The following is a 16,658-nucleotide window of genomic DNA, read 5'->3' on the forward strand; positions in this document are numbered from 1 at the left end:
TCGGCTCATGAGCAACGCCGAGGCGAACCCCATCGAGGCGCGGCTGCAGGACGCCTACGAGACCGGTCAGGTCATCGCGGGCATCGAGCTGCTGCTGCCCCGCGAGGTGCCGCTCGGCGGCCCCCGCTCGCTGCCCGTCCTGCGCTCGGTCCCCAACAAGTACCGCCATTTCATCGGGGCGTGGTGCTTCATCGACCACTACGGCCCCGTCGACCTGCCGTCGGATGGCGGAATGGATGTGGCCCCTCACCCGCACACGGGCCTGCAGACGGTGAGCTGGCTGTTCTCCGGTGAAGTGCTGCACCGTGACTCGATCGGCAGTATCCACGAGGTCGCACCCGGTGGCGTCAACGTCATGACGGCGGGCGCGGGGATCGCGCACTCGGAGGTCTCGCCGACGCGTTCGAGTCGCGCACCGGTGCTCCACGGGGTGCAGCTCTGGATCGCGCTGCCCGCCGAGCAGAGAGGCACGGCAGCCGCCTTCGCCGGCCTGGATCGTTGTCCATCGATGCAACTCGAGGCGTCGACGGGGGCGGAGGGGCGCGTCGAGGCGACCGTCTTCCTGGGCGAGTACGCCGGCCTGCGCTCCGGCGCCCCAAGCTTCTCCCCGCTTGTGGGCGTCGAGCTCGCATTCCCTGGCTGCTCGGAAGCGGAGCTCGCACTGGACCCGGCCTTCGAGCACGGGGTGCTGGCCTGCTCGCCGGGCATCACGGTCGATGACGTGGAACTCCCCGTGGGCGCCGTCGGCTACCTGCCCCCAGGGACCGAACGGACCATCGTGGGTGCGGCGGAAGGCGGACGCGCGCTGCTGCTCGGAGGTGTGCCCTTCGAGGAGGAGATCGTCATGTTCTGGAACTTCGTCGGGTCCTCGCACGAGGAGGTCGCGGAGGCTCGCGCAGCGTGGGAAGCGACCAGGGGATCGCAGGCACCCGATGCGCGCTTCGGCGCCGTCGACAGCCACGACGGGAAGACGCTCGCGGCCCCAGCTCTCCCGGCCGTGCGCCTCAACCCCCGCGGTCGAACGCGCGACGACTGAGGCGCACGGCCCGTGGCCTCGGTCCCGGCGGAGCGTCAGCGATCGCGATCTTCCGCATCGATGATGGGGATCGCGTTCGTGAACACCGATGCCCGCTCCTGGGCCTCGACGCTTCCAGTGAAGAGCCCAGAACCTCCCGCGCTGGTGTCGTCGCTGCGGGTGTCCTCTTCCCGTGACGCACGGGTTGCTGCATCATCGTGGGCCGCAGGCTCGGTGATGAGCACCCGCTGCACGGGCAGCGATGACGGCATGGTGCGCTGCAGCCAGGTGACCATGGCCTCGCGCACGAAGCACCGGAGGTCGAACAGGGTCGGCGCATCCACCGCGGTCACGAGGATGCGGATGCGGACGAGCCCGCCCGTGGCCTCGGTCACCTGCAGCACCTGCGCGCGGCCATCCCAGAGGTCGGTCTGCGTGAGCACCTCCGCGAGCCGCTCGCGCATGAGCGCCGGGGAGACGCGCCAGTCGACGTCGAGCTCGACCGAGCCGAGCAGCTCGCTGCCCTGCCGTGTCCAGTTCTGGAAGGGCTGCGTGGTGAAGTAGGTGCATGGCAGCACGAGGCGCCGGTCGTCCCACAAGTCCACAACCACGTAGCTCAGCGTGATCTCGCCGATCCGGCCCCACTCGTCCTCGACCACCACGACGTCGTCGACCCGCAGAGCCTCGCTGAACACGAGCTGCAGGCCAGCGAAGATGTTCGCGAGCACCGACTGCGCGGCGAGGCCGGCGACCACGGACGCGATTCCGGCCGAAGCGAGGAGGCTGGCGCCGACGGTGCGGACGGCCGGGAACGTCAGCAGGATCGCACCCAACGCGATGATCACGATGACGGCGACCGCCAGCCGCCGCAGGATCAGGGTCTGGGTGCGGATGCGACGCGCGACGCGGTTGTTGGCCACGTCGATGCGGTTTCGGCCGAGCGTGATGTCGGTCGAGAAGGCGACGAGGCCGGCCATGAGCCAGGCTCCAGCAGCGATGACGCAGATCGTGAGCGCGTGGTAGATCACCTCGCGCCAGGAGCCCTCGCCCGAGGCGGGGAACGCCACTGCGACGGCGATCCACAGCGCGATGATGAGCACGACGACGCGGAAGGGCCGCCGCGTGTGCCGCACAAGCGGTTCGGGCCAGCGCATTCGTTTCGCGACCAGGCGGATGACGAGGGCGACGGCGGCGGTCAGGGCGACCGCTGCTGCGACGGCGAGAGCGAGTGAGATGACAAAGGCGAGCCAGGGATCGAGCACGTTCCTCCTCGGGGGTGGAGGTCCCTCCCGGTGCGGGGAGGGCCGGAGCAGCCACGCTAGTGATGGAGTCTCCGTGCTCCCTGGCTTGTCACCAGGCGAGGAGGCGCAGCGGCGTCAGCTTCTGCGCTCGGCCTCCGAGCGCTCCCGCCATCGGATGAGGAACCTCCGGTCGAAGGAGGGCGCGCAGCGCAGGCAGGAGACGAGCCTGCCCTTGGTCGGGCGACGGAAGCGCAGCACCTCGTGTCCGTTCGGGCAGACGCCCACCCACTTCGCGAACTCGGACGCGACTTCACCGTCGTGCGTGCGCCCGCCGACGTACCCCAGCTGGTCGGCGATGCGCTTCCACTCAGGTCCGTGGCCGGCCTTATGGCCGGCGACCGCGTGGGCGACCTCGTGCAGCAGCGTCTGGTGCACGGTGTCGTCGTCGTAGCGGGCCGACAAGTACCGCGACACGGTGATGCGCCTGTCCCGGAAGTTGCAGGCGCCCGCCCGCTTCTTTGCGTGGTCGAACCCGAAGCTCCAGCTGTCGTCGAGGTGCATGCGGATGAGGGCTTCCGCCCAGACCTGCACCTTGGCCAGGTCGGCCACCGCGCCGCTTAGGAGTCGATCGAGGTGATCGGCTCGCTCAGTTCCGAGGAGGGCTCCTCGTCGCCCTCGAGGATCGCCCGGGTCACACGGATCGCGAACTTCGACGACTGCAGCTGGTCGGCAGCCACTCCGCGCGCGAGGCGCAGCTCGTGGGCCCGCTCGAAGTCGACGAGCGCCTCCGTGTACTCGCGCTGCTCGAAGCGCACCTTGCCGCGGTGCTGCAGCGCGAAGGCGGCCAGTTCATCCCATTCGTGGGTCAGCGCCTCGTCGACACAGCCGGTCAGGTCCTGGAGCGCGACGTCGTGCTTGCCCTGGAACTGCTGCACCTGCGCCTTGCGGACGCGTGCCGCGAGGGCGTCCTCGCGGGCGCCGGTGAAGCGCGACTGGCGGTACGCGGTCTGCGCCGTGTCGAACGCCTCGTCGAGGCGACCGAGCATGCGGAGCAGCGCGACCTTCTCGTTCAGCGCGGTGAGGGATCGCAGCACGGCGATCTCCGCGAGGCGAGCCTCCGCGGCGTCGACGTCGATGCGCTCGCGGAGGGTCTCCGGGTCGTAGCCGAGGATGATGGGAGCGTCTGACACCCCAGCAGGTTAGTCGCAGCGGCGGCGGTTTGTGTGCATCCCTCGCCGGGTTGTGGACAGCGGGTCCGATCAGGCGTCGGCGGGGGTCACCAGCCGCCCTGCCTGCGCTCGCGGAAGAGGCTCTTCCCCGGCAGGGGGGACGCGGTCGCCGATGCGTCCCTGGCCGGCTCGGCGCCGCGGGTGAACTCGTGCACGGCCGCGCCTCGAACGACGACGGCCGGCGGGAAGCCCGATGCAACGCGCCGCTCGAGACCGGGCAGTGCGAGCGCGTCGGCGGATCGGGAGGCGACGGCCGCGATGTTGCCGAAACGTCGACCCTTCAGCATGGCGGGGTCGCCGACGAGGGCGACCTCGCCGAACACCTCGAGCAGGGTCGCGACCTCGGCTCGGGCGAACGCGAGGTCGTGGCCGTCGGCGATGTTCACGAGCACCACTCCGTCGGCGTTGAGGAACGGTTCGAGCTCGGCGAAGAACTCCACGCTCGTCACGTGAGCCGGGGTCTGCGCACCCGAGAAGATGTCGACGACGATCGCGTCGACGGAGCCGAGCAAGCCGCGGGGCAGTCTGCCGAGCTGCTCACGAGCATCCCCGTAGCGGACCCGGATGCTCGCTCCGGCCGGAAGCGGCACGACCTCGCGCACGAAGTCGACGAGCGAGCGCTCGAGCTCGACGACCTGCTGTCGTGAGCGTGGCCGGGTGGCGTCGACGTAGCGCGGGATGGTGAGCGCCCCCGCCCCGAGGTGCAGGGCCGTGATGGCCGCTGACTCCGGGAAGGCGAGGTCGAGGACGTAGCCCATGTGCCGGATGTACCCGAACGAGAGCTCGCGCGGGTCGAGTGGGTTGACGGCTGACTGCGGCGTGCCGTCGACGATCAGGGTCCACTCTTCTCCGTCGCGCGAGAAGCGGGCCTGGGCCCCTGAGTCGAGCTTCACGCTCTGCGGGCTGGAGCTGCTTGGGGTCTTCTCGCTGGCTGACGGCACCTGGCAAGTCAAGCAGAGACACGCTGGGTTCGAGCAAGGGTCACCTTGTTTGGAATCGTTCAAAAGAACGGGCACGATGAGTTGCATGACGATGAGCGGCGAGCACGACGTGGGCAAGCGACGCGACGCCGCCTTCTGGCGTTCGGCGCTGCGCGATGCCGGACTTCGCGTGACGCGCCAGCGTGTCACCGTGCTCGAACTGCTCGACGCCGACCCGCACGCGTCGGCCGAGCGGATCTTCGCCGCAGCGACCTCGCTTCGCGCCGAACTCGGCTCGCTCACCCTGCAGGCGGTCTACGGGATCCTCGACGACCTCGGACGCACCGGCCTCGTGCGTCGATTCGACGCGCCCCGCACCGCTGCCCGCTTCGAGACCCGCATCGGCGACAACCACCACCACGCGGTCTGCGACGAGTGCGGGCGCATCGAGGACATCGACTGCTCGGTCGGCGAGGCGCCGTGCCTCGTCCCGGACGCGCCGAACGGCTTCGCCGTGCACACCGCGGAGGTCGTCTACCGCGGCGTCTGCGCCGACTGCGCGCCACGCTGACCCGCGTCGGCGCACCCAGACTCATCCCCAGTTCACAGCCCAGCTGAATCCGAAGAGGAGCGTTATGACTGACTACATCGACCCGACAGTCCCATCCACCGAGACCAACGGCCGTCCCACGGAAAGCGACCGGAACTCCCTGAGCGCAGGCGCAGACGGCCCGCTCATGCTGCACGACGTTCGCCTCGTCGAGACGCTCGCGAGCTTCAACCGCGAGCGTGTGCCGGAGCGCAACCCGCACGCAAAGGGCGCGGGCGCCTTCGGCACCTTCACGGCCACGCACGACGTCTCGCAGTACACACGCGCCGCCGTCTTCCAGCAGGGCGCCGAGAGCGAGACCCTGCTTCGCTTCTCGACCGTCGCGGGTGAGCAGGGCTCGCCCGACACCTGGCGCGACGTGCGCGGCTTCTCGCTGCGCTTCTACACGAGCGAGGGCAACCTCGACGTCGTCGGCAACAACACGCCCGTCTTCTTCCTGCGCGACCCCATGAAGTTCCCCCACTTCATCCGCTCGCAGAAGCGCCTCCCCGACTCGGGCCTGCGCGACAACACCATGCAGTGGGACTTCTGGACCCTCAACCCGGAGACCGCGCACCAGGTCACCTACCTGCTCGGCGACCGCGGCCTCCCGCAGTCGTGGCGCCACATGAACGGATACGGCTCGCACACGTACGCGTGGATCAACGCGGCCGGCGAGCGCTTCTGGGTGAAGTACCACTTCATCTCCGAGCAGGGCGTCGAGGTCCTGTCGAACGACGAGGCAGAGAAGCTCGCGGGCTCGGACGCCGAGTACCACCGCCGCGACCTCTTCGAGGCCATCGGCAGGGGCGACTTCCCGCGCTGGAAGCTCAACGTGCAGGTCATGCCGTTCGAGGACGCGAAGACCTACCGCATCAACCCGTTCGACCTCACGAAGGTGTGGCCGCACGCCGACTACCCGCTCATCCCGGTCGGCGACCTCGAGCTCAACCGCAACCCGGAGAACTTCTTCGCGCAGATCGAGCAGGCGGCCTTCTCGCCCTCGAACCAGGTGCCAGGCACCGGGATCTCGCCGGACAAGATGCTGCTCGGCCGCGTCTTCGCGTACCCGGACGCCCAGCGCGCCCGCATCGGCACGAACTACCAGCAGCTCGAGGTGAACCGGCCGAAGAACCCGACCAACTCGTACACGTTCGACGGCAACATGACGGTGTCGCACTCCGGCGCCGCGCCGGTCTACGCGCCGAACTCGTTCGGGCGCCCGTACGCCGACCAGACGGGTCCGGTCGAGAACTCATGGGAGACCGACGGGGACCTGGTGCGCAGCGCCTACACGCTCCGCGCTGACGACGATGACTTCTCGCAGGCTGGCACCCTCGTCCGCGAGATCTTCACACAGGACCAGCGCGACCGTCTCGTCGAGACCGTCGCCGGTGCGCTCGAGACCGTCATCGAACCCGTCCGCTCGAACGCGTTCCAGTACTGGGTGAACATCGACCCTGAGACCGGTGCGCGCATCCGAGCCGCGGTCGAGGCCAACGCCGTCGACAGCGACCCAGCGCCAGTGGGCGTCGGCCACTAGGAGGAGCAGCGGGGCCGCTGCCCCGCAGACGAGCGTGCCCCCTCGAGTGCTTCACTCGAGGGGGCACGCTCGTTCGCGTTCGCGAAGGCGACAGGTGGTCAGGAGGCGCGCCAGTACCCGCAGTTGCGCGACTCGAACGTGCTGTCCTTGGCGTCGATCGTGACGACGATCTCGGCCTGGGTCTTGTCGTACGACGTCTCGATCCATTCGCCCTTGTCGTCGTAGCGGAACCAGCGGCAGTCGTCGCTCGGTGTCTCGGGCTTGTAGGTGCCAGGCTTGATCTCCTCGCCGACCTTCCAGACGCCGTCATTGAAGCGCGTGCCGTCGTTGCCGGCGGTGACGTTGGCCTCGTAGGTGTTCAGGGAGGTCCTTGCCGACTCGGCGTCCGGGTGCTCAGGGCAGAGGATGAGGGCGGCTTCGAGCTGCGACGACTGCTCGTCCGTCGAGATGCCGGGGGAGATCGCGAAGTAGAACCCCGGGGTCGCGCAGAGCGCGTAGACGTCGGCGAGGCGCACGTCGTCTGGGGCCGCATCCTTGTCGTCGTCCGTGGCGGCTTGGCCGAGGGCGTCGAGCGCCTTCTGCTCGGTCTCCGAGAACGTGGTCCCGCCGTTCGACTTGCCCGTGCAGCGAGTGACGTCGTCGCCGAGCGCCCAGATCTCGGTGAGGTCAGAGGGGGCTTCGGCGAACGTGCGGGTGTCGGCCATTCGGCAGGCGTAGCTGACGGCGAACGCGCCCGTGTCGGACGACTCCGAGGGGGTCGTCTCGGTGGGCGCACCGGACGTGCTCTCCGAGGTCGAGGTCGTCTCGACTTCTGGCGTCTCACCGCCGGACATCTGCCCGACGAGCGCGCATCCCGACAGCACGAACAGGGCGGTCAGCGCGACAGCCGACGTGCGCACGAGCTTCTTCACGAGGTCTCCTTCATGGCGAGGGCATGACACGGCCGAGGCTGGGGCGGCGCGCTTCCTCGCGATCCGACGAAGCCGACCGTGCTGGAAGACACGCTAACGGAACCGGGGTGCCTGGGGGTGGATGCGGGGGAGGACTCCCCGCGGGGAGTCGAGGAGACGAACGCTGGGAGACGGGGCGCGCGGGAGATGGGTGCCAGGGAGACGGGTGCCAGGGAGACGGCTGAGGGCAGGGGCTCGAACGCCCCTGCCCTCAGCTGATGCGTCTCGGTTCGCTTACGCGTCGCGGCGGCGCGTGAGCGCGAGAGCGCCGAGCGCGAGTGCGGCGAGCGCTGCGAGCGTCACGAGGACGAGGTGTTCCGCACCGGTCGTCGCGAGGGCGCCTCCATCCGTGCCGCCAGCCGCAGCATCGGGGCCGTTCCCGTGCGCTGCACCGTCACCCGGTACCGTGCTCGCCCCCGGTGTCGTCGTCCCGCCCGGAGCGACGGTCGCGCCGGGGGTCTCCGTTGGCGCGGGTGTCTCGTCCGGGGCGCACGCGATCGACCCCTGTTTGAGTGCGTCGGCCTTCACGCCGTCCTCGAGCCAGTAGGCGGCGCGTGTGCCGTCGACGCAGGTCTCGTTCGCGGCGATCGCGAAGCCCTCGTTGTTCGTGTCGGGGAGTCCCGCGGGGCGGGCAACGTGCGTCACCGTGTAACCGGCCGAGCCGTCTTCCGTGCCGAACTGGAACAGTGCGCTCGTGCCGCCGCATCCGTTGTCGCACATCCCCCAGAGCGTCTGCGTGGATTCGTCGTAGTCGAGGGCCATGACGCCGCCGAGGCCGGACTCGAGGGTCGCGACGCGGGCCGCGCTGCCGTCGTCGAAGAGCGCGTAGGCGTAGACGCCTGCGGTCTCCTCGACGGCGACGAAGAACAGGCCGTTGGCGCCCGGGTAGTTCGCCGAGTCGTACGGGGTGCCCGTGTTCTCGTCGAGCAGCTTGCCGTCGAGCTCGCTGTCTGCGACCCACTCGATCGCCTCGATGCCCGTGTTGGCGCCGACCTGCGGCAGACTCGCCGTGAGGTCCCACTCGGTTGTCGCGACGACGTCAGCGCCGGTCGCATCGCGGAGGTTGACCTTCAGGATCGTGTTCTTGTTGGTCGACTTGTCAGCGTTGTCGCGCTCTGAGCCGATGTAGACCGATTCGGGCTGTCCCGCTTTGACCGTGACACCCTCGGCGTCGGGGCCAGCGGCTGACGGGTTGTCCGCGTCCGCCTGGAAGCGAACCCGCTTGGGCTCCTCCCAGCCTGCCGCGGGGGAGACGCTGCCGTCGCTCGCGACGTCGAAGCGGTAGAGGTTGCCTGTGCCGTTGTCGACGGCCCACAGCGTGCTGCCTTCTGGCGAGTACTGGTAGTCCAGACCCGACATGTCCTCGCCGAGCGTGATGCCGCCCGGGATCGGGGTGACCTCGGGTGAGCCGTCCCAGGGCTCGGCCTCCGGCGCGGTCGGCCCAGGCGTCTCGACGGGTGCGTCGGAGCACGCGTTGAGCGCGCCCTTCGTCGACGCGGTCGTCGCGCGGAAGTCGCCGTCGCCGTCGGCGCAGCGCGCCCAGCTCACGTCGACGTGGTCGATCCACGTCGTCGTGTCGACGATGGTCCCTGCTGCGTCTGCGAGCGTGGCGCTGTCGCCGCTGCCGAGCCCGAAGCCGAGGAGGCTCTCCTCGTAGACGAAGAACTCGCCGGGTGCGAGCAGGGTCGCGGCCGGCGCGGGCGCCGGGGTGTGACCGGCGTTGTCATCGACGATCGTCCAGCCGGAGATGTCGACGGTGTCGGCGCCGCGGTTGTAGACCTCGACCCAGTCGCCTGGCGTGCCGCCGTTCGACTCGACCTCGTTGATGACGACGGGCGAGGTCGGGGCGACGCCCGTGAAGAGGTTCTCGGCGCCCTTGGTCGGCTCGGAGGTCTCGGTGAATGCCCCGCTGCCGTTCGGGGAACGACCGTAGCTCGTGGCCGCGTGCTGGGTCCAGGAGTGCTCGTCGACGACGGTCGTCCCGTCAGCGGCGAAGAGCATGGCGCTGTCGCCGCCGCCCAGGCCGAAGGCGAAGTCCGCCTCCTCGACCACGAGATAGGCACCCGCCTGCAGCGTCGTGCCCTCGGCCAGCATGAAGCGGTGCGTCACGTCCTCGGGCGAGTTGTCGGTGAGGACGTAGCCGCTGAGGTCGATGGCACCGGCCCCGGGATTGAACAGCTCGACCCAGTCGCCGGGCGTGCCGCCGGACGATTCGATCTCGTTGATGACGACGGTGCCGGTCGCGGCCTCGCCGTCGTTGGCAGCGGCCTTGCTGCTCGCGGTCGTCTGGACGAAGTCGCCGACGCCGTCTGGGAGGCGTGCGTAGCTCACGTCGGCGTGCTGGGCCCACGAGTGGGCATCCACGAGAGTGCCCGCGGCGTCGAAGATCCGCGCCTGGTCCTCCTTGCCCAGCCCGAAGCCGAACTGCGTGTCGTCGACGACGAGGTAGGCGCCAGGCTGGATGCTCGTGCCGGTCGGGAAGCGGAAGTCGCGGGCGTCGTCGTTGTCCTTGACGGCCCAGCCCGAGAGGTCGACGGGCGCGTCACCTGTGTTGGCCAGCTCGATCCAGTCGGTCGTGTCGCCGTTGGACTCGACCTCGTTGATGACCACGCCGCTCGCGTGTGCCGTGGGGGAGGGTGCTGCGCTCGCCGACAGCGGGGCCGCGAGGGCCGCGCTTCCGCCGATGATCAAGGCGACAGCTGCCGCCAGTGGTGTTCGTTGTGCTTGCACGCACGCGCTCCTCTGCGCTCGGGGGGACGAAGCGACGTGCGCTCAGGGTGAGCACATGCGCCGCGGTCATCGAACCCGGGGCGGGTGCCTCACCGGTAGCGCGGACCTGAACGGAACAAGAACGAGGTGCGGTCCACGGGTAGCAGGCGAGGCGAGGGGAGGGGCGGCGCGGACACGACTGAGGGCAGGGGCTCGAATGCCCCTGCCCTCAGCTGGCACGTCTCGGTTCGCTACGCGTCGCGGCGGCGGGTGAGCGCGAGAGCGCCGAGCGTGAGCGCGGCGAGCCCTGCGAGCATCCCGGGGACGAGGTGCGCCGCACCGGTCGTCGCGAGCGCTTCATCCTTCGCGCCCGTCTCCGTTCCGCTTCCCTGCCCGCCGCCCGCGGCCCCGCCAGGGCTCGGAGTCGCGCCTTGCGTGTCCGTCGCTACCGGCGAACCCGTGGGCGCCGGTGTCTCCGTGCCACCCGGTGTCTCCGTGGCGCCCGGGGTCTCTGAAGGCGGCGTCCCAACGGGGGCGCACGCGATCGAGCCCTGTTTCAGTGCGTCGGTCTGCACGCCGTCTTCGAGCCAGTAGGCGGCGCGGGTGCCGTTGGTGCAGGTCTCGTTCGCCGCGATCGTGAACCCCTCGTTGTTGGTGTCGGGGAGACCGGCGGGTCGGGCGATGAGCGTCACGGTGTATCCGGCTGAGCCATCCGTGGTGCCGAAGTGGAAGAGCGCGCTTGTGCCGCCGCATCCGTTGTCGCACATCCCCCAGAGCGTCTGCGTGGATTCGTCGTAGTCGAGGGCCATGACGCCGCCGAGGCCGGACTCGAGGGTCGCGACGCGGGCCGCGCTGCCGTCGTCGAAGAGCGCGTAGGCGTAGACGCCTGCGGTCTCCTCGACGGCGACGAAGAACAGGCCGTTGGCGCCCGGGTAGTTCGCCGAGTCGTACGGGGTGCCCGTGTTCTCGTCGAGCAGCTTGCCGTCGAGCTCGCTGTCTGCGACCCACTCGATCGCCTCGATGCCCGTGTTGGCCTCGACCGCTGGCAGGCTCTCGGTCAGGTCCCACTCGGTTGTCGCGACGACGTCAGCGCCCGTCGCGGCGCGGACGTCCACTTCGAGGATCGTGTTCCGGTTCGTCGACTTCGCCGAATTGTCGCGCTCAGCGCCGACGAAGACCGAGTCTGGCCGCCCCGGCGAGAACGTGACGCCCTCGGTGTCCGGACCGGCCGCATCCGGCTGCCCCGCATCCGCTTGGAACCGCACTCGCTTCGGCGTCTCCCAGCCCTGAGCGGGGGTGACGCCCCCGTCAGCCGCCACATCGAAGCGGTAGAGCCCGCCAGTGCCGTTCTCGACGGCCCACAACGTGCTGCCTTCTGGCGAGTACTGGTAGTCCAGACCCGACATGTCCTCGGCAAGCGTGACGCCGCTGGCGATCGGAGAGGCTGCGGGGCTCCCCGGCCATGGCTCGCTTTCGGGATTCGTGGGACCTGGCGTCTCGGTCGGGGCGTCGGCGCAGACGTTCGCGCTCCCCTTCGTGGCCACCGCGGTTCGGGCGAACTCCCCGGTGCCGTCGGGGCAACGCCCGTACGTGGTCGCCGCATGCCGGCTCCACGAGTACTCATCGACCACGGTCGTCCCGTCCGTTCCGAACAATCGCACGCTGTCAGCGCCGCCCAGGCCCAGATCGCTCTCACCGTCCTCGATCACGAGGTGCGCTCCCGCCGCGACGACCGTGCCGGCCGGGACCGTGTACCGGTGCGTCGGGTCTTCCGGCGAGTTGTCGGTGAGGACGTAGCCCTCGAGGTCGATCGCCTTCGTACTCGGGTTGAAGAGCTCGAGCCAATCACCAGGCTGGCCACCGGACGACTCGATCTCGTTGATCACGACGTCGCCGCTGCCGGAGACGGGCAGCTCAGTCGCGTTCGCGGGTGCCGGCACAGCCAGCACCGCACCTCCACCGATCATGAGGGCGACAGCCGCCGCCAGGTTCATTCGTTGTGCTTGCACGCACGCCCCTCAGTTGTGAATGGCGACCTGGGGGAGCTCAGGCGGGCGTCGCCGCGGGCAAGTCTAGACACCGGGTCTGGACTCGCACCCGTGCCGGGTTCCTTTCGCGAGACGAATCGCGGATCGTCGTCCTCGTTGACGGGAAAGGCGAAGCGCCGACCTCCGGTGGAGGTCGGCGCTTGGCAGAGCAGCTGCTCCGGGGGCGATCAGGCTGCCTCGTAGGTGAGGCAGTCCGCGGCGTCGTTGCCCTGGGCTCCGACGCGGATGGCCGGGGCGCTGCAGGTCAGGTCCTTGTTGAAGCGGCAGTCTGCGGCCTGGCAGGCGCCGACGCCTGCGATGACCTTGTCGAGGCCGCCCTTGCGGTCGAGGGGGATGAACGTGGCGCAGCCCTCGTCGCCGTCGATCGTCACAGCGGGCGCGTGGCAGCCGTCGTGGTTGAACGAGCAGCCGGCGACAGAACAGGTGCTGACGTTGGGGAGATCGAGCAGTGTCATGATGTGCCTCCGTTGGTGGGTTGCCTCAACGGTAGGAGCACGCAGGCCCGGTACTCAAGCCGACACTGGACTCGGTCGTGTGTTTCTGATAAGGGGAGGTTCCCCTTGCTGAGCGGAGCCTTGCCTGCCTCGACCTGGACCCCGCGAGGCCCAGCCGAGCCGCGTTATACCCGAGATTTCAGATTGAGGCAAGGTCGGGGTAGACATACCACCAATCGGCGCATACACTCGATGTTTGCGCTTCGTCTCACCATGCCTTCATATTGCGGTCGGCCTGGCAGTGCTTCTCTCACCAACATCTTCGCGGGTCGTCATCGACCGCGTCCGTTGATGATGGGCACGCCTTGTACATCGTGAAACGTGGCGGAACCTCACCGACGACACTACTGGCATCTCGCGGAATCCGCGGGATCGTGGAGGGAACTTCCTTGGCTGCTGCGCGCAACGCATCTCCGACGCCTACGACCGGTCGGAATGCACGCCGACTCTCATTCGCGAAGATCAGCGACACACTCGATGTGCCAGATCTCCTCGCTCTGCAAACCGAATCCTTCGACTGGCTCGTCGGCAACGACGCCTGGAAGCAGCGCCTCGCTCAGGCGCAGGCTGAAGGCCGCACCGACGTCGCTCTCCGCTCCGGCCTCGACGAGATCTTCGAGGAGATCTCTCCGATCGAGGACCTCGGCGAGACGATGCAGCTGAGCTTCACCAACCCGTACCTCGAGCCCGAGAAGTACTCCCTCGAGGAGTGCAAGGAGCGCGGCAAGACGTACTCCGCGCCTCTCTACGTCGAGGCCGAGTTCATGAACCACCAGACGCTCGAGATCAAGACGCAGACCGTCTTCATGGGCGACTTCCCGCTCATGACGAGCAAGGGCACGTTCATCATCAACGGCACCGAGCGTGTCGTCGTCTCGCAGCTCGTCCGCAGCCCGGGCGTCTACTTCGAGCGCACCCCCGAGAAGACCAGCGACAAGGACGTCTTCTCGGCCCGCATCATCCCGAGCCGTGGCGCATGGCTCGAGTTCGAGATCGACAAGCGCGACCAGGTCGCCGTTCGCATCGACCGCAAGCGCAAGCAGTCCGTCACGGTCTTCATGAAGGCCCTCGGCCTGACGACCGAGGAGATCCGCGAGCAGTTCGCCGGGTACGAGTCCATCGAGCTCACGCTCGAGAAGGACGACATCCGCACGAAGGAAGATGCCCTCAAGGACATCTACCGCAAGCTCCGTCCGGGCGAGCAGGTCGCCACGGAGGCCGCGCGTGCGCTCCTCGACAACTTCTACTTCAACTCGAAGCGCTACGACCTCGCCAAGGTGGGTCGCTACAAGATCAACCGCAAGCTCGGCATCGAGTCCGCGATCAGCGAGTCGGTTCTGACCGTCGAGGACATCGTCTCGACGATCAAGTACCTCGTCGCGCTGCACGCCGGCGACGAGAAGTTCGATGGCAAGCGGAACGGCGAGCCCGCCGACATCCGTCTCGACGTCGACGACATCGACCACTTCGGCAACCGCCGCATCCGTGCGGTCGGCGAGCTCATCCAGTCGCAGGTCCGCACCGGACTCAGCCGCATGGAGCGAGTCGTGCGCGAGCGCATGACCACGCAGGAGATCGAGGCGATCACCCCGCAGACCCTGATCAACGTGCGACCAGTCGTCGCCGCGATCAAGGAGTTCTTCGGAACGTCGCAGCTCTCGCAGTTCATGGACCAGAACAACCCGCTCGCGGGACTCACGCACAAGCGTCGCCTCTCGGCCCTCGGGCCCGGCGGGCTCTCGCGTGAGCGCGCAGGCGTCGAGGTCCGTGACGTCCACCCGTCGCACTACGGCCGCATGTGCCCGATCGAGACGCCTGAAGGCCCGAACATCGGTCTGATCGGCTCGCTCGCGACGTTCGCCCGCATCAACGCCTTCGGCTTCATCGAGACGCCGTACCGCCGCGTCGTCGACACCAAGGTCACGGAGCAGGTCGACTACCTGACCGCGTCCGAGGAAGACGAGTTCGTCGTCGCACAGGCCAACGCGCCCATCGGCGCCGACGGTCACTTCGTCGAAGACGAGGTGCTCGTGCGTCGCAAGGGCGGCGAGGTCGAGCTCGTCCCCGCCGGCGAGGTCAACTACATGGACGTCTCCCCGCGCCAGATGGTGTCGGTCGCGACGAGCCTCATCCCGTTCCTCGAGCACGACGATGCGAACCGCGCGCTCATGGGCGCCAACATGCAGCGTCAGGCCGTCCCGCTCGTGCGCAGCGAGAGCCCCGTCGTCGGAACCGGTATGGAGGGCTTCGCAGCCATCGACGCCGGTGACGTCATCACGGCGAACCGCGCGGGCGTCGTGCAGTCGGTCTCGGCCGACCACGTCGTCCTGCAGCTCGACGAGGGTGGAACCGAGTCCTACTTCCTCCGCAAGTTCGACCGCTCGAACCACGGCACGTGCTACAACCACCGCGTTGTCGTCTCGGCCGGCGAGCGCGTCGAAGAGGGAATGGTCATCGCGGATGGTCCTGCGACGGAGAACGGCGAGCTCGCGCTCGGCAAGAACCTCCTCGTCGGCTTCATGCCGTGGGAAGGCCACAACTTCGAGGACGCCATGATCCTCAGCCAGAACCTGGTGAAGAACGACACCCTCTCCTCGATCCACATCGAGGAGTACGAGGTCGACGCTCGCGACACCAAGCTCGGCAAGGAAGAGATCACCCGCGATCTGCCCAACGTCTCGCCCGAGCTCCTCAAGGACCTCGACGAGCGCGGCATCATCCGCATCGGTGCAGAGGTCCAGCCGGGCGACATCCTGGTCGGCAAGGTCACGCCGAAGGGCGAGACCGAGCTCAGCGCGGAAGAGCGCCTGCTGCGTGCGATCTTCAACGAGAAGAGCCGCGAGGTGCGCGACACCTCGCTCAAGGTTCCTCACGGTGAGGCCGGCACGATCATCCAGGTCAAGGTCTTCGACTCCGAGGAGGGCGACGACGAGCTCGGCTCCGGCGTCAACCAGCGCGTTGTCGTGTACATCGCGCAGGAGCGCAAGATCACCGAGGGCGACAAGCTCGCTGGCCGTCACGGCAACAAGGGCGTCATCGCGAAGATCCTGCCGGAAGAGGACATGCCGTTCCTCGCCGACGGAACGCCGCTCGACATCGTGCTCAACCCGCTGGGCATCCCGAAGCGCATGAACTTCGGCCAGGTGCTCGAGACGCACCTCGGCTGGGTCGCGAAGACCGGCTGGAAGATCGAGGGCGAGCCCGAGTGGGCGAAGAACCTCGTCCCCGAGGCCTACGAGGGAACCCCGGGCGTCAAGCTCGCGACCCCCGTCTTCGACGGCGCGACCGAGGAAGAGCTCACGGGCCTCCTCGACTCGACGCTCAAGACGCGCGACGGCGACCGCCTCATCAACTCGACCGGAAAGACCGTCCTGTTCGACGGCCGCTCCGGCGAGCCGTTCCCGGACCCGATCTCCGTCGGCTACATGTACATCCTGAAGCTGCACCACCTCGTGGACGACAAGATCCACGCGCGTTCGACGGGTCCGTACTCGATGATCACGCAGCAGCCACTCGGTGGTAAGGCGCAGTTCGGTGGACAGCGCTTCGGTGAGATGGAGGTGTGGGCGCTCTACGCGTACGGCGCCGCATACACGCTCCAGGAGCTCCTCACCATCAAGTCCGACGACATCGTCGGACGCGTCAAGGCCTACGAGGCCATCGTCAAGGGCGAGAACATCCAGGAGCCGGGTATCCCCGAGTCCTTCAAGGTTCTCCTCAAGGAGATGCAGTCGCTCTGCCTGAACGTCGAGGTCCTCTCGGCTGACGGCACCGCGCTGAGCCTCCGCGACAACGACGACGAGGCCTACCGGGCCGCCGAAGAACTCGGCATCAACATCTCCAGCCGCTTCGAGTCCTCGTCCGTCGACGAGATCTAAGCCTCCCCGACACGACGAAGACTCATTCTTCACAAGGAGACA

General features: G+C 68.5%; 12 protein-coding genes. 4 read left to right on the top strand and 8 right to left on the bottom strand.

Annotated elements, in window-relative coordinates; genetic code table 11:
• Positions 1-7: 7 nt before the first annotated feature.
• On the top strand, positions 8-1,036 hold the full coding sequence (locus tag F8O03_RS02845) for a pirin family protein (protein ID WP_151422294.1): 1,029 nt from the start codon (positions 8-10) through the stop codon (positions 1,034-1,036).
• Positions 1,037-1,071: 35 nt separating this feature from the next.
• On the opposite strand, the gene F8O03_RS02850 is transcribed toward F8O03_RS02845, so the two are convergent.
• The 4 genes from F8O03_RS02850 to F8O03_RS02865 all read right to left on the bottom strand — a co-directional run bounded on the left by F8O03_RS02850 (position 1,072) and on the right by F8O03_RS02865 (position 4,426).
• A complete protein-coding gene (locus F8O03_RS02850; RefSeq protein ID WP_244295868.1) occupies positions 1,072-2,277 on the bottom strand; it encodes a mechanosensitive ion channel family protein in 1,206 nt (401 codons plus the stop codon).
• A 114-nt stretch (positions 2,278-2,391) separates the two neighbouring features.
• The gene (locus F8O03_RS02855) at positions 2,392-2,865 is read right to left on the bottom strand and encodes a SprT-like domain-containing protein (protein WP_104254053.1); all 474 of its coding nucleotides are present in this window, start codon (positions 2,863-2,865) and stop codon (positions 2,392-2,394) included.
• 8 nt (positions 2,866-2,873) lie between these two features.
• The gene (locus F8O03_RS02860; RefSeq protein ID WP_104254052.1) at positions 2,874-3,446 is read right to left on the bottom strand and encodes a hypothetical protein; all 573 of its coding nucleotides are present in this window, start codon (positions 3,444-3,446) and stop codon (positions 2,874-2,876) included.
• 86 nt (positions 3,447-3,532) lie between these two features.
• On the bottom strand, positions 3,533-4,426 hold the full coding sequence (locus F8O03_RS02865) for a spermidine synthase (RefSeq protein ID WP_244295870.1): 894 nt from the start codon (positions 4,424-4,426) through the stop codon (positions 3,533-3,535).
• A gap of 85 nt (positions 4,427-4,511) precedes the next feature.
• Between F8O03_RS02865 and F8O03_RS02870 the strand changes: the two genes are divergently transcribed.
• Both F8O03_RS02870 and F8O03_RS02875 read left to right on the top strand, forming a co-directional pair.
• The gene (locus tag F8O03_RS02870) at positions 4,512-4,976 is read left to right on the top strand and encodes a Fur family transcriptional regulator (RefSeq protein WP_151422295.1); all 465 of its coding nucleotides are present in this window, start codon (positions 4,512-4,514) and stop codon (positions 4,974-4,976) included.
• A 64-nt stretch (positions 4,977-5,040) separates the two neighbouring features.
• Entirely contained in the window at positions 5,041-6,537 is a 1,497-nt protein-coding gene (locus F8O03_RS02875) for a catalase (RefSeq protein WP_151422296.1), read from the top strand.
• Between the two features lie 98 nt (positions 6,538-6,635).
• Here F8O03_RS02875 and F8O03_RS02880 read toward each other — a convergent pair whose 3' ends face one another.
• The 4 genes from F8O03_RS02880 to F8O03_RS02895 all read right to left on the bottom strand — a co-directional run bounded on the left by F8O03_RS02880 (position 6,636) and on the right by F8O03_RS02895 (position 12,699).
• Positions 6,636-7,448, bottom strand: coding sequence for an Rv1352/Rv1906c domain-containing protein (locus F8O03_RS02880; RefSeq protein WP_151422297.1), 813 nt, complete (start codon positions 7,446-7,448; stop codon positions 6,636-6,638).
• 273 nt (positions 7,449-7,721) lie between these two features.
• Complete coding sequence (locus F8O03_RS02885; protein ID WP_151422298.1) at positions 7,722-10,217, bottom strand: lamin tail domain-containing protein; 2,496 nt, start codon at positions 10,215-10,217, stop codon at positions 7,722-7,724.
• Between the two features lie 230 nt (positions 10,218-10,447).
• Entirely contained in the window at positions 10,448-12,205 is a 1,758-nt protein-coding gene (locus tag F8O03_RS02890; protein WP_151422299.1) for a lamin tail domain-containing protein, read from the bottom strand.
• A gap of 206 nt (positions 12,206-12,411) precedes the next feature.
• A complete protein-coding gene (locus tag F8O03_RS02895; RefSeq protein WP_104254046.1) occupies positions 12,412-12,699 on the bottom strand; it encodes a DUF1540 domain-containing protein in 288 nt (95 codons plus the stop codon).
• Between the two features lie 428 nt (positions 12,700-13,127).
• Between F8O03_RS02895 and rpoB the strand changes: the two genes are divergently transcribed.
• Entirely contained in the window at positions 13,128-16,616 is a 3,489-nt protein-coding gene (rpoB, locus tag F8O03_RS02900; RefSeq protein WP_104254045.1) for a DNA-directed RNA polymerase subunit beta, read from the top strand.
• The last annotated feature ends 42 nt before the right edge of the window (positions 16,617-16,658 follow it).

The organism is Pseudoclavibacter terrae, assembly GCF_008831075.1.
In the GTDB taxonomy this organism is placed as follows: domain Bacteria; phylum Actinomycetota; class Actinomycetes; order Actinomycetales; family Microbacteriaceae; genus Pseudoclavibacter; species Pseudoclavibacter terrae.

Bases quoted from the DNA above. Each gene is read 5' to 3' on its own strand.
- F8O03_RS02845 (WP_151422294.1), top strand. From the start codon at position 8: ATGAGCAACGCCGAGGCGAACCCCATCGAGGCGCGGCTGCAGGACGCC.
- F8O03_RS02870 (WP_151422295.1), top strand. From the start codon at position 4,512: ATGACGATGAGCGGCGAGCACGACGTGGGCAAGCGACGCGACGCCGCC.
- F8O03_RS02875 (WP_151422296.1), top strand. From the start codon at position 5,041: ATGACTGACTACATCGACCCGACAGTCCCATCCACCGAGACCAACGGC.
- F8O03_RS02895 (WP_104254046.1), bottom strand. From the start codon at position 12,699: ATGACACTGCTCGATCTCCCCAACGTCAGCACCTGTTCTGTCGCCGGC.